The 20,783-nt window shown below is 63.4% G+C and carries 17 protein-coding genes and 1 pseudogene; 12 read left to right on the top strand and 6 right to left on the bottom strand.

Features of this window, described 5'->3' with window-relative positions:
* Positions 1 to 296: 296 nt before the first annotated feature.
* The 8 genes from ACO055_RS01200 (at position 297) to ACO055_RS01235 (ending at position 7,141) form a co-directional block, all read left to right on the top strand.
* The gene (locus ACO055_RS01200; RefSeq protein ID WP_422060792.1) at positions 297 to 1,229 is read left to right on the top strand and encodes a DUF2493 domain-containing protein; all 933 of its coding nucleotides are present in this window, start codon (positions 297 to 299) and stop codon (positions 1,227 to 1,229) included.
* Positions 1,230 to 1,463: 234 nt separating this feature from the next.
* Positions 1,464 to 2,198 carry a helix-turn-helix transcriptional regulator gene (locus ACO055_RS01205; RefSeq protein ID WP_422060793.1) on the top strand — a complete coding sequence of 245 codons (735 nt, stop codon included), beginning with the start codon at positions 1,464 to 1,466 and terminating at the stop codon, positions 2,196 to 2,198.
* Positions 2,199 to 2,288: 90 nt separating this feature from the next.
* Positions 2,289 to 2,903 (top strand): acyl-homoserine-lactone synthase, encoded by a 615-nt coding sequence (locus ACO055_RS01210; RefSeq protein ID WP_422060794.1) that lies wholly within the window; start codon positions 2,289 to 2,291, stop codon positions 2,901 to 2,903.
* Positions 2,904 to 2,916: 13 nt separating this feature from the next.
* Positions 2,917 to 3,855 (top strand): phytanoyl-CoA dioxygenase family protein, encoded by a 939-nt coding sequence (locus ACO055_RS01215; protein WP_422062386.1) that lies wholly within the window; start codon positions 2,917 to 2,919, stop codon positions 3,853 to 3,855.
* Complete coding sequence (locus ACO055_RS01220; protein WP_422060795.1) at positions 3,852 to 4,475, top strand: GntR family transcriptional regulator; 624 nt, start codon at positions 3,852 to 3,854, stop codon at positions 4,473 to 4,475. Before ACO055_RS01215 ends, ACO055_RS01220 begins: the two co-directional genes overlap by 4 nt.
* A 97-nt stretch (positions 4,476 to 4,572) precedes the next feature.
* Positions 4,573 to 4,710, top strand: coding sequence for a hypothetical protein (locus tag ACO055_RS01225; RefSeq protein WP_422060796.1), 138 nt, complete (start codon positions 4,573 to 4,575; stop codon positions 4,708 to 4,710).
* 359 nt (positions 4,711 to 5,069) lie between these two features.
* Positions 5,070 to 5,417 carry a lasso peptide biosynthesis B2 protein gene (locus ACO055_RS01230; protein WP_422060797.1) on the top strand — a complete coding sequence of 116 codons (348 nt, stop codon included), beginning with the start codon at positions 5,070 to 5,072 and terminating at the stop codon, positions 5,415 to 5,417.
* Positions 5,414 to 7,141: an asparagine synthase-related protein gene (locus ACO055_RS01235; RefSeq protein WP_422060798.1), complete on the top strand. Its 1,728-nt coding sequence runs from the start codon at positions 5,414 to 5,416 to the stop codon at positions 7,139 to 7,141. Before ACO055_RS01230 ends, ACO055_RS01235 begins: the two co-directional genes overlap by 4 nt.
* Positions 7,142 to 7,229: 88 nt before the next feature.
* Here the strand turns inward: ACO055_RS01235 and ACO055_RS01240 are convergent, their stop codons facing one another.
* The 5 genes and pseudogenes from ACO055_RS01240 to ACO055_RS01260 form a co-directional block, all read right to left on the bottom strand.
* On the bottom strand, positions 7,230 to 9,203 hold the full coding sequence (locus tag ACO055_RS01240; RefSeq protein ID WP_422060799.1) for an Atxe2 family lasso peptide isopeptidase: 1,974 nt from the start codon (positions 9,201 to 9,203) through the stop codon (positions 7,230 to 7,232).
* Entirely contained in the window at positions 9,197 to 12,136 is a 2,940-nt protein-coding gene (locus tag ACO055_RS01245) for a TonB-dependent receptor domain-containing protein (protein ID WP_422060800.1), read from the bottom strand. Before ACO055_RS01245 ends, ACO055_RS01240 begins: the two co-directional genes overlap by 7 nt.
* A 72-nt stretch (positions 12,137 to 12,208) precedes the next feature.
* Positions 12,209 to 12,925 (bottom strand): FecR family protein, encoded by a 717-nt coding sequence (locus ACO055_RS01250; RefSeq protein ID WP_422062387.1) that lies wholly within the window; start codon positions 12,923 to 12,925, stop codon positions 12,209 to 12,211.
* Between the two features lie 165 nt (positions 12,926 to 13,090).
* Positions 13,091 to 13,168, bottom strand: a pseudogene (locus ACO055_RS01255) (hypothetical protein); the annotation flags it as partial.
* Positions 13,165 to 13,746: an RNA polymerase sigma factor gene (locus tag ACO055_RS01260; protein ID WP_422060801.1), complete on the bottom strand. Its 582-nt coding sequence runs from the start codon at positions 13,744 to 13,746 to the stop codon at positions 13,165 to 13,167. The gene ACO055_RS01260 and the pseudogene ACO055_RS01255, both read right to left, overlap by 4 nt.
* Before the next feature lie 571 nt (positions 13,747 to 14,317).
* Here ACO055_RS01260 and ACO055_RS01265 point away from each other — a divergent pair.
* Both ACO055_RS01265 and ACO055_RS01270 read left to right on the top strand, forming a co-directional pair.
* Entirely contained in the window at positions 14,318 to 14,641 is a 324-nt protein-coding gene (locus ACO055_RS01265) for a DUF736 domain-containing protein (protein ID WP_422060802.1), read from the top strand.
* A gap of 236 nt (positions 14,642 to 14,877) precedes the next feature.
* Positions 14,878 to 15,807, top strand: a complete 930-nt coding sequence (locus tag ACO055_RS01270; protein WP_422060803.1) for a HEPN domain-containing protein — start codon at positions 14,878 to 14,880, stop codon at positions 15,805 to 15,807.
* A gap of 19 nt (positions 15,808 to 15,826) precedes the next feature.
* On the opposite strand, the gene ACO055_RS01275 is transcribed toward ACO055_RS01270, so the two are convergent.
* Positions 15,827 to 16,018, bottom strand: coding sequence for an EexN family lipoprotein (locus ACO055_RS01275; RefSeq protein WP_422060805.1), 192 nt, complete (start codon positions 16,016 to 16,018; stop codon positions 15,827 to 15,829).
* A 484-nt stretch (positions 16,019 to 16,502) separates the two neighbouring features.
* Between ACO055_RS01275 and ACO055_RS01280 the strand changes: the two genes are divergently transcribed.
* Together ACO055_RS01280 and ACO055_RS01285 are read left to right on the top strand one after the other, a co-directional pair.
* Positions 16,503 to 18,908, top strand: coding sequence for an ATP-binding protein (locus ACO055_RS01280; protein ID WP_422060806.1), 2,406 nt, complete (start codon positions 16,503 to 16,505; stop codon positions 18,906 to 18,908).
* Positions 18,909 to 19,264: 356 nt separating this feature from the next.
* Positions 19,265 to 20,764 (top strand): hypothetical protein, encoded by a 1,500-nt coding sequence (locus ACO055_RS01285; protein WP_422060807.1) that lies wholly within the window; start codon positions 19,265 to 19,267, stop codon positions 20,762 to 20,764.
* Positions 20,765 to 20,783 lie beyond the last annotated feature (19 nt).

Below are 20,783 nucleotides of genomic sequence, written 5' to 3' on the forward strand. Positions count from 1 at the left end.
TTCGCCGGAAGGGGCAGGGACCGCATTCCCGCTCCGGAACCCTTCTGGCGGCGCGCGCCCGGCCTTCGCGAGAGGGCGACTGCGGCAGACGGTGCGGGGCCGCAATGGCGTTCGCGCGGCTATTTTCCGCCGGGGCCTGGCGGCCCCTTTGCACCGCGAAGCAAAATAGCCGCGCGCCCGCCATCCTCCGCTGGCGCTCCGGTCGCGGCATGCCGCGATGCAGCCCAGCCCCGCATGCCGCTCCCCGTCGCCACGAAGGCCGCACGAGGCGCGGCCCCAACAGACGGAGAACCATGATGCGCGAGAATGCCGCCCCCAACGATCCACCTGCCGAACCGGGCACGACGGCCTATCTGCTCCAGGAAATGCAGATCTTCGGACACCGGCCCTTCGAGGACGAACCCGACCCGAGGCCGCTTCCCGATGCCCATCTCGCCGGCGGTGCGATCATCGACATGTTCGACGCGCTGGCGGGATGTCTCTCCGAAACCCGCATCGAGCCCGATCTGGAAGATTTGCTCTGGAATCTCGTCAACATCTTCCACCGTGCCGGCGACCGTGTCGAAAGGCAGCTCGACGACAATGAGCAGGCACAGCGGCGGCTTCAGCGCGAGCAGGACGGCAGCGAAATCCGCTCGGTCGAGCTTGAACGGGCGACGCGCGAAGGGATTTCGCTGATCGAACGCCGCGACGCGATGGAATTCTTCCGCGAGGCCGCCGCGGAGCAGTTCCGCCTGATCCTCCGCAAGGCCTGGGCGCCGCGCACCGGATCGCGCGTCCATCACAGGACCCTGACCGCATCGCTGATCGACAGCCGCGACTTCCTCGATGCCCGGCTTCGCGAAAAGGCCGCTGCGCTCCTCCCCGAGGGCACGCGGATCGGATTTACCGGCGGGAGTGACTGCAACGATCATGGCGCCATCTGGGACGCGCTCGACAAGGCCCGCTCGCGTCATGGCGATATGATCCTTCTCCATGGCGCAACGCCGACCGGTGCCGAACGCGCCGCGGCTTGCTGGGCCGAGAGTCGCGGGGTGTCGCAGGTCGCTTTCCGGCCTGACTGGAACCGTCACGGCAAGGCGGCTCCCTTCAAGCGCAATGACCGGATGCTCGAGGCGCTTCCCGTCGGGCTCATCGTGTTTCCGGGAACCGGAATTCAGGACAATCTCGCCGACAAGGCTGCGAAGATGGGCATTCCGCTCTGGGACTTCCGAAAGGCGGGCGGCTGAGCCGCCAAAAAAGGCCGATTTCAGGAATTGGCCTCATTCTGGGTCTATCTCCGGAATATATTTGAAAAATATGGCTTTCCTCCGCACTTTCAAATTCTCCCAAGATCGCCTCGACCAGCAGCGATCGACCGTCGCCGGTCGGCCAGCCCAGTAAGAGGGCTCGGTCTCCGGCACTGACAGGGGCGAGCGGACCGAACGGATCGGAAAACGCCGGTCGGCGCGCCATGGGTCGCAATGCCAACGATCGACGCCGCGCACGCGTTTGCGCTCGACGTCTCTCGGGTGAAGGACAAGGCAGGTCTTGCCGATCTGCTCCTGGAGGCCTGTTCGCGAATGGGTTGCTCCTGGTTCGCGCTCAGCCACCATATTGACTTCCTCGCCGCGCCGGAACGCGGTGTGCGCGTCCACAATTATCCCGAGGAATGGGCCCTCTGGTTCGACGAGCAACGGCTCGGTGTCACCGACCCCGTGCACCGCGAGAGCCAGCGCAACATGTCGGGGTTCCTGTGGCACCATATGAAGACGGAGCGGCCCGAGGACGAAATCATCCTGGCCGAGGCGCGGCGTCATGGCATCGGCGACGGGCTCACCGTGCCCGCCCATCTTCCCGGCCATGCGCATGGCTCGGTGTCATTTGCGTGGAGGCCCGGCGCCATAGCGAGCGCCGACGCGCTGCAGTTCGCGAGGATGATCGGTGGTCCCGCCTTCGACGCGGCGCGTCTGATAGCCTATCCGGAGCTCGCGCACATCGGGCCGCGGCTTACCAAGCGGCAACGCGAAGTCCTGATCTGGGCGGCCAAGGGCGAGACAGTGCGGCGGATCGGGCTGCGGCTAGGTCTCAGTCCGGATACGGTACGCGAGCATCTGCGCAATGCCCGGCAGCGCTATGAGGCGAATGGCGGCATCACGTTGACCGTGCGCGCGCTTTACGACGGGGACATCAGCTTCGAGGACATCGCCAAGCGCTGAGAAAAATCACCGACACCCCCCTATCATGCTATGGTGCACCGGCAAAAAGCCCTTCAATTGGAACGCCTCTTTTCAAACGGAGGCAAATCCATGCTGCTTATTGTCGATTCCACCAACCGGGCGCTCGAGCATAAGGCGATGCGCACCATGTTCGAGGCGCGCAAGCGCGTCTTCATCGATCTTCTGAAATGGGATATTCCCGCGCTCGCCGATCGCTTCGAACTCGACCAGTTCGACGATGCCGACGCGACCTATCTAATCGTGACCGATACGGGGGGCGAGCATCTCGCCTCGGCGCGCCTGCTGCTTACCACGCGGCCGGCCCTCCTCGACAGCCTGTTCCCCGGCCTGGTGGCGAGCGAGGTGCCGCAAGGCCGAGATGTCCTCGAAATCACCCGTTTCTGCCTGTCGCCCGGCATCGGCGCACGGCAGCGGCGGGTCGCGCGCGACGCGCTGCTGGTCGCGCTTGCCGACTTCGCGCTCGCGAACGGCATCCGGACCTATACCGGCGTCGCCGAGCTCCCCTGGTTCCGCCAGATCCAGACCTTCGGCTGGGACTGCGAACTGCTCGGCGAGCCTGTCCTTCACCGCGGGCAGGCGCTCGTCGCGCTCCGCATCGACATCGACGGCTCGACGCCCGCAAAGCTCGCCGGCGCCGGGATCGTCAGCACGGCAGCTGCGGCCTCGGCCGCCTGCGCAGCGTGAGGAGGAGGCGATGATGATCAATCCCGCCGCGCTCGACGCGTCCGCTCCCCGATCCGCCGCTGGCGGCGAGCTGATGGATCAGGGCTATACGATCCTGCGCGGTGCGGCATCGCCATCGCTCATCGGGAGCGTCGCCGAGGATCTTGGCCCCCGCTATGCCGCCACGCCCTTCTGCGAGGGCGGCTTCTACGGCGAGCGCACCAAGCGCTTCGGGAGACTGCTGATCCGCTCGCCGCACATGGCCGATCTTGTCATGAACCCGGCGATCCTCGATCTCGCTGAGCTCGCGCTCGGGAACTGGTGTGAGCGGATCCAGCTCAACCTCGCCCAGGCGATCGAACTGCATCCCGGCGCATTGGCGCAATTTCCGCACCGCGATCAGGACATGTGGCAGGGAGCGCTCGGTGACGTCGAGTATCTCGTCAATGTCATGTGGCCGCTCACGCCTTTCACCGAAGAGAATGGCGCGACGCTGATCTGGCCGCGGAGCCATGGCGTCGAAGCGCTGGTGGAAGAGCCCAAGAAAGCGCCGATCATCGCCTCGGCTGAGCCGGGCGATGCGATCGTGTTTCTGGGGTCGACGCTCCACGGCGCCGGCGCGAACAGGAGCGCTGGCGTTCGCCGCGGCATTATCGTCAGCTACTGTCTAGGCTGGCTCAAGCCCTACGAAAACCAGTGGCTCGCCTATCCGCCCGAGATCGCGCGAGACTTTCCCCCGGACCTCGCGGCGCTGGCGGGCTACGCCCAGCACCGGCCCAATCTCGGAAATTTCGAGGGGCAATGTCCGTCGGTCCTGTTCCGAGGCTATCCCGCCGAACCGCTCGCCGCGGTCGATGCCCTGCGCCCCGATCAATCGGCGCTCCTCGCTGACTATGTCGCCTCGCAGCGGCCGGAAGGCGCGGGCGAGGGCGAGGGCGAGGACAGGGGCGGGGGCGGGGCGCTCGCGGCATGAGCCCGGGCGCCACCATGGAGCGCGTCTATCTGGACCTGAAGGCGCGCATCCTCTCGGGGGCTTATCCTCCGGGCACCCGCCTCGACGCCGCGCAGCTCGCGAAGTCGCTCGCTGCGAGCGCGACGCCGGTACGCGATGCGCTCTATCGCCTCTCCGGCGAGCGGATCGTCGAGAGCTGGCATCAGGAGGGGTTCCGGCAACCCCTCCTAGCCGAGGCCGATCTCTATCATCTCTATGGCTGGACGGGCGCATTGCTGGCGCTTGCCCTCAAGGGCCGGACACCGCGGCCCGATCTGCCCGGCGGGCTGATCGAGCTCGCGACTCACGATGGCTATCCGCAAGCGATCGAGTCTCTGTTTCGCACCATAGCAATCGGCAGCGCCAACCGCGAATTGCGCGATGCGATCGTCAATTGTGTCGAGCGGAGCATGACTTTTCGCAGTGCCGAGGTGCGAATTGACGAGCTTGCCGGCCCGGCGCTGGCGGCGATGGCCGAGGATTACCGCTTCGGACGGTGGAGCGCTTTACGCAGCAAAATCACCCGCTTCCATCGTCGGCGCGCTGCCTTTGCGGGCCGTGTTGCGGCCGAGATCCGGCCTCGCTCGGAGCCGCTCAGATAATATTCGGACGATATGAGTCGTATAAAATTCCTATTCGAGACGCGGGTCGTAGCTTTGGAACTGCCGCAATTCCGCGGCAATAGCCAAGGAGGGTCCCATGGACCGCAATGACATCGTCGAAGACGGCATCGAAGAACTCGGCATCGCGAGCGTCGAAACGCTCGGCCAGATCCCGAGCAACCCGGAAACCGAAGGCGTCCAGTTCCTGCTGGGCGGCGGCATTTCGGCCGAGTGACCGGTACGGGGGGCGCGAAGCGCAAGCCTCGCGTCCTCTCTCGGGCAATGAATTATCATCTTCCCTCCCATGTCAGCTTTGGTCTGCTTGGCGATCGCGCGGTAGCGCTTGATCTTGCCGCGGACCGATATTTCCTGATCGCTGCCCCGGAGGCCGCGGCGCTTCTCGCGATCGGTGGCGCGGCCGAAGGGCGCGCGCATCATTCCGAAATTGAAAGCCTCTTTCGTAAGAATTTGCTCTCCCATGGTGCGGGTATGCCGGTCGCACCAATAGTGGCGGAAACGCCTACTCAGTCCGCATTGGAGGTCGAGTCTGTCAAAGGGTCGGTCCCGCTGGCCGAAGTCGCGTGGTTCCGGGGGATGGCCGCGATCTCACTCCGCCTTCGCGGCCTTCAGGCGACGCTCCGCCGCGCCCGCGGCCATAAATGTGAACCCGTGCCGAAGGCCGGAGAGGGCGCCGAACGAGATGCTATTGCCTTGGCGCAGGCCTTTGCCGACCAGCGTCTCTTGCTTCCTGCAAGCCAGCTCTGTGTCCCGGACAGCCTTGCGCTCGCTCGGTCGCTATGGCGCCGCGGCATCGCTGCCGACATATATTTCGGCGTCCGGCTCGCACCCTTCATGGCCCATGCCTGGGTCCAGCATGGAGATATGCTCCTGTCGGACAAGCTCAATACGGTGGCGGAATATACACCGGTGTTCCGCCTGTGACCGTCCGGATCGCGATACTCCGAGAGGATCGGGCGGCGACGAACCTGCCGGCAGGCCATGTCCTCCTTGCAGAGGTCGGTGACGCGTCGATCATTGGCGCTTCTGACACCATGCTGTGGTCGTCGGGCAACGCCGCCTTGATCGGCTATGCGTTTCATCGGCACGATGGCTCACCTTGCAGCGCGCTCGCACCCGACGCCGTTAAGCAGCTCGTTCGCAGCGAAGGCGCTTGGGCCATCGCGAAGCTGTGGGGCAGCTATGTACTGGTCTGGGCAGACGATGAGGGAAGGGTGTTTCTTCTCCGCTCACCCCTGACAGGGCCGGCGCTGTTCCAGGTCGCTGACATCGAGCGGCCGCAGAGCGCAACGCGGGCGCGAGCCCATTGCGCCTTCACCGACCTATCGCTGGCGCGCTCGCTCGGTTTTGCACTCAACCGGCCCGACGTTGGGGTGGTCGATGCCTATCTTCGCTATCCACTCCTTCGCGGCCCAGGCGCAGGGCTCGCGGGGGTGACCGAGGTGTTGCCGGGGGAAATATCGCGTCTCGATCAGCCGGGGCGCCGCAGCTCAAGCTGGCTCCCTTGGGACTATGCGACTGCTCCGCCCGTTCGCGCCGATGCCCACGAGCTCGGCGAGATCGTGCGCGGCTGTGTCGCTGCATGGAGCGGGCGCTTCTCCCGCGTCCAGCTCGAACTTTCGGGAGGCATCGACAGCAGCATTGTCGCAGCCTGCCTGGCAGGGCGAGACTTGCCCTGGCGCGCGATTACCATGGTTACCGCGGAGCCTGACGGGGACGAAAGGGCGTACGCGCGAGCCGTCGCCGAACGGGCTGGCGTTCCTCTCGCCGAACTAATGCTGCCCCAAGACCCCGCCGACCCGATCGCGCCGCCGGCTTCGCTCCGCGTGCGGCCCGGCGGTTTCGGCCTCATCGCCCCGACCGACGCAGCCTTTCTGGCCTCGGCGCGGGAGTTCGGAGCCGATGCCATTTTTTCGGGCACGGCTGGCGATGGTGCGTTCGGATATCAGACCTCGATCGCGCCGGCCTTGGACGCGCTCGCCTATGAAGGGCCGCGAGCGGCATTCAGGGCGGCGCGCGACCAGGCACGGATAACCGGCGACAATATCTGGAGCGCGCTCCGTCATGCCATCCGTGGTTATTTCCGGGGCATCCGGCTTTGGCCCGTGGACGATCTTCTCCTGACTTCCACGCACGCATCCGAGCGGCCTTGGCACCCGTGGATGGTCGATGCCGAGCGGATCCCGCCTGGACAACGGCGCTATGGCCTCGGCCTGCTGTCGATACAGCCGTTCCTCGATGGCTATGATCGCGCGCGCGTCATGCCCAAGGTCGCTCCTCTGCTCTCCCAACCCTTGATCGAGTTCGGGCTCGGGGTGCCGAGCTGGCAATGGGGCGAGGGCGGGGTCAATCGCGCGCTGGCTCGCGATGCCTTCCGTAGGGATTTGCCCGACGTCGTTCTCAACCGTCGCAGCAAGGGTCGGATATTATCGATGTTCCTTCCCGCCTTCGAGCAGAACCGGAAGCGGCTATCGGCTTATCTCCTCGACGGGTGGCTTGCCGGGTCCGGGATCATCGATCTCGACATGGTTCACGCGATGCTGTCGGGACGCCGCGCTGCGGACTCCATCGACATGCTGCGGATACTCCAGTTCGCCGACATCGAAGGGTGGGCGCGCTCCATCGTCGGGGCCCGCGACGCGCCGTAACCCGATCGCGGGATCCGGAGAAGAGGAGCTGAAGTCGGCAGCAAAGGCCGTGCCGGGCGCGCGCCGGGGAACGGCGCCCGGCACGAACCTAGGGTGCGGGAGCTTGCAAGGACTGCCCCGCACGGAGCTTTTGCCAGCGCGAATACTGCGGCTGCTTACCGGGAGCGGGGTCTTGCTCACCCTTCAGCCAGAAGCGAAACCAGTCGAGATTGCGCTCATAGACGGCGCGCTTGTGAACCGGCTGATATTTGATGTGGATCTCGTCGGCGAAGGCAAACATCTCGGCTGGCTTTCCAGCCAGCCGCAGCTTGGTGTTGAATTCGACGAGATTGCGGACCTCGGACTCGGGGAGCTGCATCAGCAGCGGCGTGTCGATCGAAGCCACGTCCCACATGGGAGAAATCACGCGCCAGCGGAGCGGATCGGCATCGGGGTCCCCGGAGCGCCAGAATTGCTGGAAGGTCTTCGCGAAGCCCCGATCGGGAACGGCGTTCGACCAGTAATAGTGCGGGCCGACCTGCCCCGATGCGATCGTCGCCGCGGCGAATCTTCTGGATTTGCGGATCGCCCAGAGCGCAACGCTCGACCCGAAACTGAGACCACCGATACCGACGCGGGCTGGGTCGACGAGCTTTTTCGCGGCGAGGCCGTCGACCGCTTCGTTGATTGCCGACAGGGCGAGGTCGTAGCTCGCCTCCATAGGCGATCTCGCAGGAGGCTGGCGTCCGTTGATGCACAGCACCGAGATATGATGGTCGACGAGCGGGAGCATCGGGATCTCGTCGCCGACCCCGCCCTTCAGAAAGCCCGCACAGCGATAATATTGAATGACGAGGGGAAGGGGGCCGGTTGCATTCGCGGGGCGAAGCAAGATGCCGTCATGACCATTGGCCCACCGCATTGGCGTTGCAGCGACGTTTATCCTGCTTCGCAATGATGCGTTGGGATCGGCGACGATCGTCCGCTTGCCGTCTGACCACGCGATCCGCACAAGCCGGGGCGGTTCGACCGCGCTGCTCTCCGCACAGATCAGGGCAGTTGTGGCGATGGCACAGCGCGGCTGCCAGATCGGTGTACGCTCTGCCCCGTCGGTCGTTGCAACAAATCTCGCCGACGCATCTCCAGCCCGCCAGAGCCAGACCCTTTCCCGCGAGCCATATTCACTTTCGAACAGGACAAGGGTCTTGCTCCTTGGGAGCCGCGCAATGGCTGCGAGTCTGGGCGACCGGCACACGGGTGCCATGCATTCCACCGCGGTTCCGTTGGCGTTGGTGACAATGATCTTTTTGCTGTCGACGCCAGCAACGATCTCGGCCTTGCCGCCATCCGGGAAAGCGATCTCTCCACCTTGGACAGCGCGCACGTTGGTGTCGCTGGAGGTTGCCATATCGTGCGTAAGGGCGACTTCGATTTCGCGTTGCGGCGCGTCCCACAGGATGCGCGCGCGATCGAACCAATTGCGATTCCAGCGCTGGACGATGCGGCGGCCTCCCTCGATCTTCCCGCCCGCGACCGCTTGGCCGAGGTCGACGCTGTCGTCGACCAATACGCCATCGTCATAGGCTTCGCGCTCGGCCGCGGTCACCTCGGCGTGTGTCGCGCCAATCGTATAGCGGAGCCTCTTGCCGTCGCGCGAAGGGGTGAACGCGATGATATCTGCAGCATCGGAAATCTCGCGTTGAAGGTCGCCGTCGCGCCAGTGCCATATAGCGACGCCCTCGCCATCGAGGGCAAGAAATCGGAAGCCTCGCGAATCCTTGTCCCACACGGGAACCTGCTCCGCCAGCGATCCGGCTCCGTCATGGCGAGCCAAACCGGCACTCCCGGCGTGAATCGGACTCGCCCCGGCGACGTCGGCGACATACCAGTCGAGGTGCGTTTCATTCTCCGCAACCGACGGGCGAGCCACGCGAAAAACGACACGCTTGCCGTCCGGTGAAAGCGTCGGGCCCATGATGTCGGCGGTCTCGGCGAGATCGGTCGGGGTGATCGAGGTGCCGGCTTGCGCCGGCACCTCCACATTGGGAACCGCAAACGCCAGGATCGACGCTGCGACTACCATCCGATGATCGCCTGCAGCGACAAGGTTCGGCCGATGGCGCTCGCCTGCTCGGGGTCGTAGCCGATCGTCACGCCCGTCGTGCGGAACTGGGCATAGGGCGGGGCCTTGTCGAACAAATTGTTCACGTTGAAGGCGAGGCGAAGCGATCGAGCATCCTTCGTCGCTGCCGACTTGCCTATCCGGACGCCCAGCTGGAGATCGGCAGTCGTCCAGCTCTTGACCCGTTCAGCCGGCGTGACCGACAAATTGCGATAGCTCGCAACATGATTGACCCCGAGGTTCCCATCGAAGGCTCCAAGCGTGAGGCGGGCCGCTCCGCGGAGGCGCAGCTTCACTGGAGCGCCAAGCGTGCCCGCGACATTGTTGCGAGGTGCCGTGTCGGTAATCCGGTTGTCGATCGTGAACAGCCTTGTTCCACCGAGGGAGAGGCTGACGTTCCCGTTGGCAAGCGCTCGACTATAGGCAAGATCGAAATCCAGTCCCCGCACGGTCGAGCGCGACAGGTTGCGCGTCCGCGCATCGACGATGGCCATCACCTGGCCCTGCGTGATGCCGATCGGGTTCGAGAAGCTCGGATTGGCGAACAGCGATGCCACCAGGGCCGGATCCGGGCTGTCGTCGATCAGGCCGCCATAGATATCCCGCCGTGCGTAGAATTGCTGGAGGAAGCTGTTCGCCGACGCGATGCGATCGCGATAGCGGATGTCGAAATAGGTGACGCTTACCTTCGCGCCCGGCAGGAAAAGGGGCTCGAAGTCGGTCCCCACCGTCCAGCTCGTCGCCTTTTCCGGCCCGAGATCGGGACGAAAGCCAAGCAGGAGAAGGACTGCGGTCTGACCCGTCGGTGATGCTGGGTCATTGAGCCGAAACGTCTGGTATCGCGCATTGGCGGTCCCGACGAGTTCGTCGAAGAAGGGCGCCCGGAACGAGCGTCCATAGGAAGCGCGCAAGGCGAGGCCGGGCAGCGGTTCCCAGCGCACCCCGAGCTTGGGATTAGCCGTGTCCCCGACATCCGAATAATCCTCATACCGTCCAGCCGCCGAGAGGTTGAGCGACCCCGGAAAGCTGTCCCCGGCATCGAACATAGGGATCGCCAGTTCGCCATAGATGGCCTTGACGATGCGCTTGTCGGGCAGGCCGTTGATCCCAGCGCTTTGCGGTGTATCGGACACGAGATCGAACCGCTGCACATAGTCGAGACTGTCGCGACGATATTCGGCGCCGACGGCGAGCTTCACGTCGCCGGCAGGCAGGGCGAACAATGTGCCGTCGGCGCGGAGTGCCGAGGTCCAGTTCTTGTAGCGGGTGCGAACCGACAGGCTTCCGCGGAGGCTGTCGATCAGGGCGCGGTCATTGACCGCGCCATCGCCGAACAGATTGATCGCCTGCGCCCTGTTGGTTGCGGCTACCGCCCGGGCGAGGCGGAGCAGGTGAACGATATTGACCCCGTCATAACCCTCGCGCTGCTGGCCGTAGCCGCCCGAAAGTTCGACATTCCAGGTGCCGATATCGGCGCGGCCGCCGAAGGCGGTGTTTAGCGCCTTGACTGTCCCGCGCACCCCTTCGGGACCGAAATCGGCGACCGGATCATAATAGACGGTGATATTCTGGCCCGTACCGATCGGGTCGACATAATAGGGGTTGGCCGGAGTGACGACCTGCTGCGACACGCCGATGACGCGCCGCCGGGCCTCGAAATCGCGCTCGGCATATAGTCCGCGCGCGAACAGACTGATGTGGGCACCGAGGCTCTGTTCCCCGCTGGCGTAGAAGCTGATCGTTTCCTGTTTGGGAAGGATGTCGACATTCCGCCGCGCGTCGCCGCGCTGGAAGTCGCTGCTCGGGATGAGCTGCGCGCGGGTCAGGGCCGTTACGTTTTGACCGCGCGGAATCTGGAAGCGCTGCCCGTTGGCGGCGACGATCGTGCCCGGATTGTTGAAGTTCGACCGGAGGTCGGGGCCGCCGAAGGGTCTGAGGTCTTCGGTCGCGAAGGCACGCTCCTCCGATCCGAGATGCCCGCGGCTGTAATATTCGCCCGCGACGACGAGGTTGCCCGTGGCCCAACTCGTGCCGAAGATCTGGCCGACCTGATATTCGCCATAATCGCCATCGGCTGTGCCGACGCGGAAGCGGGTCTCGACGCCCTCTAAGCGATTGCGGAAACGGATGTTGACCACCCCGGCGACAGCGTCCGATCCATAGATCGCCGACGCGCCGTCGGTCAGGATTTCGAGCCGTTCCACCGCGAGCGACGGCAGGATCGAGATGTCCGCGAACGCCCCCGACGCACCGCCCAGCGCAGGCCGCGTCCCGTCGAACAGCGTGAGGGTCGATCCCGGCCCCAGGCCGCGAAGATTGATGGAGCTGCCATATCCGATATTGCTTGCGGCATTGCCGCGAGCGGACGTGCCGACATTCGCTTCGGCGGGGCCGCCCGAGAAATTCTGCGGGATCGTCTGAACGAATTCGGCAAGGGTGGTACGCCCGCTGCGGTCGAGCGCGTCGCGATCGACGGTCATGAGCGGCGAGCCGGTCGGGCCGCGGCCGCGAATCTGCGATCCGGTGACGATGATGGCCTCGTCAACGGGGGCGTCAGTCGAGTTGACCCCCGCCGCAACGTCGTTTCCCGCGCGCAATACCAGCGTTCCATCGACGAGTTCGACCGTGAGCCCCGTACCTGCAAGAAGACGGGTGAGGGCCGCGTCGCTCGACATCCGCCCACGGGCGGGTCTCGAGGTTCGTCCGTCGATGAGTTCGGCAGAGTAGAGGATCTGGCGTCCCGAGGCCGCGGTATATTTGCGGAGCGCGTCTCCGAGCGGCTGCGCGGCGATATCGAAGCTGCGCTGTTCCGTCTGTGCGACCGCAGGTGCCGACCAGAGTGCTCCGGTCGCGCAGCTCGATGCCAGTATGGCAGCCAGTAAAGTCTTTCGCATTCTTTCCCTCCCAGCGGCCCTTGTGGCCGCCTGAGGGGGCAAGACGTTGCGAGAGAAACTTACCCTAGTTTTTTATTTTGGCCGGAGGATGAAGCGGCCGCCGCTCTCCTGAACGTCGAGATCGAATGCGACGCCGAGCTTTCGGGACAGCGATCTTGCGTCCGCGACATCAAATGTGCCGCTGATCGGCTTCGCCGCGAGCGCGGTATCGGCAAGCTCGATCTGGACTGCGTTCACCCGGTTGGCGCGATCGATGACTGCGCCGAGAGGGAGCTTGTCCGCGATGAGGAGGCTTTCTGGGCTCTTGTCCGGAACGGGGACGGGGACGGGGCTCGTCATCACCGTTTCCTGCTCACGGCTCGGCGACCGCAAGAGTTGCGGACGGTTGTCCGCGACTGTGGCGCGCTGCCCTGGGCGCAGACGCAACGCGGCGGCGGGGCCTTGCGTCGCCCCTATTTCGACCGAGCCCTCGACAAGGTGAATGATGGGCGCTGCTCCGGTCAGGTCGACTTCGAACACCGTGCCGAGAGCGGTCGTTAGACTTCCATCTGCCTCGACCCGGAATGGCCGCGACGCGTCGTGGGCGACGGTAAAGCGCGCACGTCCTCCCGTCAGAATGACACGGCGCTCGTTCGGACCGAATCGGCGCTCGAACTTTGCCCCATCCATAAGGGCGACCCGTGTTCCGTCTTCGAGCACCACCTCACCAGTGGCATTCTCCGCGACGACCGGCTCTCCGCCGCGCTGGCCGAGGAATATCCATGCGAAGCCGAGTGACAATGCGAGCACGAGCGCGGCTGCGAGGGCCCAGCGGGGGTTGGAATTGGCTGGCCTTGCCGGCGTTTCTCGGTGCGCGGCGAGATGTTCGGGTGCAACTCCGCCGACTAGCAGCCAATTCTCTTCGGCGCGGGCATAGGCAGCGGCATTGTCTGGATCTGCAAGCCAGGTCTCGAACGCGGCGCGCTCGGCATCGGCGTCTGGCCCGCGCATCCGTACGAACCATTGGGCTGCTTCCGCTCGGCGGTCGCTCATTTATGGTCGGCCCGCGCCTTGTCGATCGCAAGCATCGCCTTCGCCATATGCCATTCGACGCCCTTCACCGTGATTCCCTTCGCTTCCGCGATCTCTTTATAGTCGAGTCCGTCGAAGCGATGCATCACGAATATAGAACCAGTTTGGGGGCTTAATCGCGCGATCGCTTGCTCGACCCGCCGGAGGGTCTCGCGCGCTTCAAGCGCCGCATGGGGGTCCGGACCGAGGACTTCGCTATCGTTGAAACTATGATGCTGCGACTGCATTCGCGCCTCGGCGCTGCGCGCACGGTCGGTGAGGAGGTTGCGCGCGATCCCGACGAGATAGGCACCCGGCTTCTCGACGAGCGACATGGCATGGCTCGACAGGGCCGCGAAGCGTCCAAGGCTCTCCTGCATGAGATCCCCGACATCTTGTTGGGGCGCACGCCTCCGCAGGTAGCGGGCTAGATCGTCCCCGTGCGCGCCGATCAACGCTTCGACGTGGGAGGCATGCCCAAGACCCGTCCAGTCGGATGGCGGAAGCGGATCTGTGCCGCCCAGGACACGGCCATCTTCTTTCTCGTCGTCGAAAGTCATTCCCATTCGCCTACCGGTCGGACGGAGGCGGCGATCGCAAGCCGGGCGGTAAGAACATATTCGGAAAAAATATGTGCCGCCGCCTTTGGCCCGAGGGCTTGGACATACGCGTCGGCCACCCGGCAAGGATGGGAATTTCACAAGGCTTTCCGAACGAGCTTCTTACAACTCGGCATCGCGCGCCTGCTTGCCCGATGCCGCTCCAGCATAGCCGGACGTAGCGGCAGGGCAAGCCCGCCATCGTGAGAATGATCCAGATTGAGTCGAGTTTTCATGAGCTAGATCCGTCCCATCGCCGGACGGTGCGGTCACCTCTGAGGTCTCCTCCCAGCGCGACATCCGGGGCTCATCCTGCGGTGTGAATGGCGCGTCCGGGCGCGCAACGGCGGCGCGGCACCTTTTTCCCCGGCCGCCGAGCGGCGGCCTCCTCGCGCGCGCTTCGCGCCCAAAAAGCCACCGCCCCGCCGCCCTCCGCTCTGCTTCGGCCCTGCGGGTGCGCGCCCGGCCTTCGCGCCATTCCTGGACCGCCGGTGCCCCGGGGATGGCCCCGGGCTTTGCAGGAGCAGACATCATGGGTGCGATCGGACTTGTCAGCGGAACGATGGAGAAAGGCTATATCGGCCAACTCACCACGATCACGATCCGCGTCCCCATCGAGATACGTCGCAACCCGTCCAAGACGGGCGATGTTCAGCCCGACTATCGCGTCTGGACCGATGGCGTCGAATGCGGGGCAGGGTGGATCCGCCGGGCCGAGGTGTCGGGAAACCTTTATGTTTCGCTCAGTCTCGAGGCGCCCGAGTTCGGACCGCGGCGAATCTACGCGCGGCTCGGGCGCGCTGCCGGCCAGGACAATCCCGATGTCTACGCGCTCATCTGGAATCCCGCCGATTGAGGCGCCAACCCCAGCTATCGTCGCAGGAGAATTCTCTTGTTTCCATTATGTTGCACGCCTCAGTATCGGACCCGCGCCAGCATGGTTGGGGGCTTCCGGATGGCGACAGGGGCCTTGTCTCTCCTCTCCGACTCCTGTCGGCCGTGCTCGCGACCCGCACGGCCGCACGGCGGCATCCTTGCATCCGGACCAATATCCGGGTGCAAGGGTGTCGCCACCTTGTTAGGGTGACCGCAATGCGGAGCAGCGTCGAACATCTTCCACCCCACAAGCAGCGGGAACTCGAACGGATCGTCCAGATCATCTTCGAGGAATTCGAGGATGCGCTTGCGCTCGCTACCCAGGACTGGAAGCGCAAGGGGCGCATTTCCAAGATCATTCTCTACGGCAGCTATGCCCGCGGCGGCTGGGTCGACGAGCCGCATACGGCGAAGGGCTATCAGTCCGACTATGATCTGCTGATCGTTGTGAATGACGACCGGCTCACCGACCGCGTCGAATATTGGTCGAAGCTCGACGACCGGTTGATACGGGAATTGTCCGTGACGAAGACGTTGCGGACGCCTGTCAACTTCATCGTGCACAGTGTGGGCGAGGTGAATGCGGGCCTGTCGCAGGGGCGCTATTTCTTCATGGACGTCGCGCGGGACGGGATTGCGATTTATCAGGCTGTTGACGATGAACTGCCGGAGCCACAGCCCAAGACGCCGCATGCCGCGCTGGAGATGGCGCGAGAATATTTCGAGGACTGGTTCCCTAGCGCAAACGAATTTGCCGATGACTTTCGATCAAATTTAGAACGTGGCCGATACAGGAAGGCAGCCTTCGAACTGCATCAAGCAACAGAGCGATATTATCATTGTGCGCTTCTTGTTTGCAGCTTCTATTCGCCTCACGTCCACAATCTTGCCTTTCTGCGAACGCAGGCAGAGCGTCTGGACCCGCGTCTGGCCGATGCTTGGCCCCGCGAGACCAAGGCCGATCGCTCGTGCTTTGGGAAGCTGAAGGAAGCCTATATCAAGGCGCGCTACTCGAAGCACTACCGGATCTCCGAAGAGGAGCTTGCGTGGCTGGGTGCGCGCGTCGAGGTGCTTGCCGCCATCGTTGAGACCCTCTGCGCCGAGCGCATCGCACAGCTCGAAGAGACCGCGCGCGAGGCTGGCTAGTCGGGCTAAGCGAGTGCGGTCATTTGCCTCGGAATCGCTTGAACTTCTCTTTGGCGTCGGCCGTCTCGACGGCGACGCCGGCATTTGCGCACTCGCCGCTACGCGGGGTCCCCGACTGGCAATTGGCGACGATCTTGCGCGCCTCGTCGAGATGGGCCTCGAAGTACTGGATGCTTCTCGGCTCCGCCTCCGCGCAACCGGTTAGCGACATGGCAACTGCAAAAATATTTGCCGATCGCATCTCAATTTTCCGAAAATCCTTGGAAAACAGACGATAAGACAGCGGTCCCGCTTCGGCGATCCCTCACAGCGCAGTTACATTCAAAATGAGCGCATTTCCTTATTGTGGTTAAGTCTCCGCCAGACACATATGCTATTCGGGGCAAATGCCGTCCTGCACCGGGGTGGGGTGATAGGCGTGTTCAGCAGATTTGCGGTCGGGGGGTATGTCAAGGTTCGAAATCTTTGTAGGGGTTCGTTGAGGTGGTCGGACAGCAAGATATTCGGCGAGAAAACTCAAGAAAATGCGTTCTGATTTGGTGAGATTGCCGAATTGTCATTGCTTGCAACACTCTATAAGCCTCTGCGAACGGTAAATCTGAGGTGGCAACAAGTTGCCAAGAATTTCCGATTGGGGCCGGGGGTGAAAAATTGTCTGTGCCAGCATGTGGTGAAGCAATGAGAAATCTGGACTGATGGAAGTTGACTCTCCACGCGGTTTCACCGTTGCCGCCCGGACTATCCTGGAACTCGGCGCGGAACTGATCAGCAGTGATTCCATCGCGCTCTACGAGCTTATCAAAAATGCCTATGACGCCGGCTCGAAGCGGGCCGTTATCGAGATAACCAACGTCTTTCGCCATAGTAGCCTTCGCAACCAGATGGCGCGTATCGACGCTGCCTGCGACGCGCTTGAGCGCCAGGAGGAAGGCGACGACGAGGACGAGTTCGAAGAAGTCCTGACCGAAGAAGAGCTTGTCGAAAAGCTCAGGGGCGAGGCGATCGGGCTGATCGATCCGACGGCACCGGTTGACGCGCGATCGGCCTTTGTAAGCCGCATCGAGGAAGCGCAATCGCTGCTCGAACTGAAGACCTGCCTGCAGCGCGCCTATGAGGGCGGAAGCCGGATCGAAATTCTCGATACCGGTGAGGGGATGTCCGCATTCCAGCTTCAGGACATTTTTCTGCGGATCGGCACTAGGTCGCGTCTAGACGGTGGCGGGCAGCGCCATTTCGTGGGCGGGAAGGGCATTGGGCGCCTTTCGGCGATGCGGTTGGCCGACAAGCTCGACGTCGTCACCACACGGTCGGGTGAGGATCGTTGGAATATACTTCAGATTGACTGGACCCGGTTCACGCATGATTCCGCCACCCGGCTGGAGGATATCGATTTCGCCCCCGAGTTCGGTGACGAAAAGGAAGACGAGAGCGAGCAGGGCACGAAGATCATCCTTACCCGGCTCAAGGCCGACTGGGATATCGAACGGGTTCGCCGCATCGTGACGAGTCAGATGGACCGTCTCTTCGATCCGTTTGGCGACAAGGCGCGTTACCCGATTTCGATATTGGTCAACGGCCAGCCGATCCCGATCCCCAGCTTCGACCGGCGCCTGTTGACGGAGGCGCAGGCCAAGGGCGAGATCAACTATTATGTCGACGAAACCGGACCGCATTTCGTCCTAAAGATCGAGTATCTCGCCTACGGCCGAGAAACGACGGTCGACTGGGATGAAAATGACCTGCTCGGGATCACCGCGAACGAGGATGTGTCGCTTGCGGCGATGCGCTCGCTCGGCAATTTCAAGGCGCATTTTCACTGGTTCAACCGGCAAAAGCTGACGCAGCTCGAAGGGGTCGGAACGCGCGCCGTCGTTCGCGATATCGTGAACCATTGGGCCAACGGCCTCCTGATGTACCGCGACGGCTTCAGGGTGAATCCTTATGGAGGGCCGAACGACGATTGGCTCGGTATCGATTTCAAGGCGCTCGGGTCGGCAGGGTACAAGGTCAACCGCAAGCAGCTCATCGGTGCGGTGAACATCACCTCGAAGGACAATCCCTATCTCATCGACCAGACCAATCGCGAAGGGTTGCGGGCAAACGAGGAGAAGGCCCTCTTGGTGCTTATGCTCCAGAAGGCGGTGACCGAGACGTTTCGCAACTTCCTCAATGCCGTCGAGCGCGAAGAGCGTGCGAAGACGCGGATGGATGTTAAAGACACCACCGCGTTTCTCGAGGGTGTGTCAGCTCGAACCAAGCGTACCCTCAAAAGCGTCCGGGCTCTCCTTCCGAGCGATCGCGGCGCGGACATGGATTTTCTCGACGCCACCTTCGGCGAGCTTGAAGAACGTCTGAAGACGGCTCGTGATGCGCTCACGACGGCAGCCCGCGAGCAGCGCGACCTCGTCAATCTGGCGGGTATCGGGCTGCTGGTCGAGATCGTTTCGCATGAGCTCGGCCGCGTTGCCAAGCGCACTCTCGATGTTATCGGATCGATCGATCGCAGCGACTTGGCGCGCAACGTCTCGACGACCTTCGATACGGTCGAAAGCCAGATGCTCGTTATCCGCCGCCGGCTCGACATGCTCGATCCGCTGAGTCCGTCGGGCCGGAACCGGCGCGAGGTGTTCGACCTTCGCGAGCTCGTCACCGAGGTTTTGGATTCTCATGAGAACCAGTTCCGTCGGCACGACATTCGCATAAGCCTCGATGCCGGGCCGCTTGAAAGCGGCAGTTTCAACATCAGGGCGGTCAAGGGCATGATCGTGCAGGTCATGGAAAACCTGATCGACAACTCGGTGTTCTGGCTGAAGCAAAAGCAGCGCGCGGACCCAAGCTTCAAGGCTAGGATTCTGGTCGAGATCGACGCGGCCGACCAGGAGCTCCGCTTTACCGACAATGGACCCGGCATCCCGGTCGCGAGAGCCGAGGAAGTCTTCATGCCCTTCGTGTCGTCGAAGCCGCCCGGAGAAGGAAAGGGTCTCGGCCTCTACATCTCGCGCGAGATTGCCCGCTACCACGCGAGCGAGCTCTACCTATTCGACGCGCCGCGGGACGGCCGTCTCAATACTTTCGTCCTCGATATTGATGGATTGCGTTGATGGACATTGATCAAGCCACTGCCATTTTTGCCGCGAGCGGGGTCGCCACGGCCCTCATTGTCGACGATGTGTTCGACCCGTTCGACGCCTATGAAGCCGAGGATCTCGAACGGGCCTTCAACCTGATCGAGAACACCGACGGTGTGTCGGAAGCTTTCGTTGCCGCCGGGGGGACGGCGCCGATCGATCCGGACGATCTGGGCCAGCAACTCCAAGCCGCCCAGCCGCTTGCACAGGCACTAGAAGCCGCGCGCATCGGCGCCGCGGGGCCGCTTCAGCTTCTCGGGAATGCGATATTCGGACGGATCGCAAATGACCGCGAGGGGCGCCTCAAGCCGCTGAATGATCTCGTGGCAGTGCTGACCACGCTGGGCGTCACGACCACGCAGGTCGGTAGCGACGGACCTGGCGGCCAGGACGCCGCGCACTATCCTCTCATCTTCATGGACTATTATCTCGGATCCAAGGGCACCCCTTCCGTGGAGCGATCCCGCCTGCGGATCGAAGAGATCGTGTCGCACTATGCGCCGGCGGAGATGCCCTTGGTCGTCTTGATGTCATCCGAGCTCAAGAAGGACAAGGAGGCCGGTAAATTCCGGGAAAAGGCCCAGCTTCTGGGGTCGCAGTTCAAGTTCGCGAGGAAGTCCGAGTTCGAAGACGACAATATGGAGTTCCTGAGCTCGCTTGCAGGAATGGTCCGCTTCCTTCCCCAGACAAGAACGATCGGTGCTTTCGTGCGATCCTGGTCTGGAGCGCTCACCGACGCTGTGACGGACTTCAAGAAGGGCGTCGGCGAACTTGATTTGCAGGACTATTTTCAGATCCGGACCAAATTGGGCGATGATGGTGCAGCGCATTTCGGAGACCATATCAGCGGTCTTTTCGACGGCTATTTGCGCCGCATCATCGAAGACAAGCCGGCGCTCCGTTCGGCAACCGCTTCGATGAACGCGATTTCCTTCGACGGGCGTCCTCCGTCCCCGTTCGCGCCAAGCGAAACCGTCGTGAAGATGGCCGACGCCGCTGCCTTCCAATGCCTGCCCGACGCTCCTGCACAGACGGCCGGCAAGCTCGATCTCGAGCTTGGCGACGTGTTCTTGCGCGAGACCGGCACCAGGTCAAAGCGGGTCAAGGAAGCCTGCGTCGTCATCTCGCAGGCATGCGATCTTGAACATGGCAAAACCAAGACTGTGCTTCTTCTAAAGGGCGTCGTCACGAAGCGGAGCAGCGCCAAGACAAATCGCGCCGGAACGAACCGCCCGATCATCCGGACCGACCTTTTCCTCCACGACGGCGAAAATCTGATCATCGACTGGGACGCGTCGGATCTCGTTACGCCGTCGGTCGACGGCTTCAAGTCGTGGGCGGACGACATGGCCTTCAAAAAAGTTGCTCGGTTGAGGCCGGTGCAGGCGCTCGCGCTCCAGCAGCGATTTGCGAGCCATCTGACGCGCGTGGGCTTGCCGGAGACACCGCCCGCTTATCGTTATCCGACGATCGAGGTCGTCATTCTCCGGGGCACCGCAAAGGAGCAGCTGTTCGCGCCGATCAAGGCCGGCGAACTGGCATGCGTTATCGGGGACGAGAAGCCCGAGGCGGTAATCCAGGAAGCGCTCCTGCTGCGCATCGCGACAACCCTTGATACCGTCGAACAGGATGGCTTGGATGCGGCGCAGCTCGGCAACGCGCGGGCGATGCTCGGCGATTGGCAGCAACGCCAGAAATTGCTCGGCCTTCGCTTGGAGGGAGGGAAGGCGCAAGTTGGCAATATCGCCGTGCTGGACCGCGAAGCTCCCCTAGCGGCTGCCGACGGATTGCCCAAGGATGCCTGGCTTGCGATCAACTTCTATCCGTGAGCCGGGCGCCGCGTCCGTA

The organism is Sphingopyxis sp., from assembly GCF_965227415.1.
In the GTDB taxonomy this organism is placed as follows: Bacteria; Pseudomonadota; Alphaproteobacteria; order Sphingomonadales; family Sphingomonadaceae; genus Sphingopyxis.

What these genes read in the sequence shown, in the direction of transcription:
- ACO055_RS01200 (WP_422060792.1), top strand. Translation starts at nt 297, where the DNA reads ATGCGCGAGAATGCCGCCCCCAACGATCCACCTGCCGAACCGGGCACG.
- ACO055_RS01205 (WP_422060793.1), top strand. Translation starts at nt 1,464, where the DNA reads ATGCCAACGATCGACGCCGCGCACGCGTTTGCGCTCGACGTCTCTCGG.
- ACO055_RS01210 (WP_422060794.1), top strand. Translation starts at nt 2,289, where the DNA reads ATGCTGCTTATTGTCGATTCCACCAACCGGGCGCTCGAGCATAAGGCG.
- ACO055_RS01215 (WP_422062386.1), top strand. Translation starts at nt 2,917, where the DNA reads ATGATCAATCCCGCCGCGCTCGACGCGTCCGCTCCCCGATCCGCCGCT.
- ACO055_RS01220 (WP_422060795.1), top strand. Translation starts at nt 3,852, where the DNA reads ATGAGCCCGGGCGCCACCATGGAGCGCGTCTATCTGGACCTGAAGGCG.
- ACO055_RS01225 (WP_422060796.1), top strand. Translation starts at nt 4,573, where the DNA reads ATGGACCGCAATGACATCGTCGAAGACGGCATCGAAGAACTCGGCATC.
- ACO055_RS01230 (WP_422060797.1), top strand. Translation starts at nt 5,070, where the DNA reads ATGGCCGCGATCTCACTCCGCCTTCGCGGCCTTCAGGCGACGCTCCGC.
- ACO055_RS01240 (WP_422060799.1), bottom strand. Translation starts at nt 9,203, where the DNA reads ATGGTAGTCGCAGCGTCGATCCTGGCGTTTGCGGTTCCCAATGTGGAG.
- ACO055_RS01245 (WP_422060800.1), bottom strand. Translation starts at nt 12,136, where the DNA reads ATGCGAAAGACTTTACTGGCTGCCATACTGGCATCGAGCTGCGCGACC.
- ACO055_RS01260 (WP_422060801.1), bottom strand. Translation starts at nt 13,746, where the DNA reads ATGACTTTCGACGACGAGAAAGAAGATGGCCGTGTCCTGGGCGGCACA.
- ACO055_RS01265 (WP_422060802.1), top strand. Translation starts at nt 14,318, where the DNA reads ATGGGTGCGATCGGACTTGTCAGCGGAACGATGGAGAAAGGCTATATC.
- ACO055_RS01270 (WP_422060803.1), top strand. Translation starts at nt 14,878, where the DNA reads ATGCGGAGCAGCGTCGAACATCTTCCACCCCACAAGCAGCGGGAACTC.
- ACO055_RS01275 (WP_422060805.1), bottom strand. Translation starts at nt 16,018, where the DNA reads ATGTCGCTAACCGGTTGCGCGGAGGCGGAGCCGAGAAGCATCCAGTAC.
- ACO055_RS01280 (WP_422060806.1), top strand. Translation starts at nt 16,503, where the DNA reads ATGGAAGTTGACTCTCCACGCGGTTTCACCGTTGCCGCCCGGACTATC.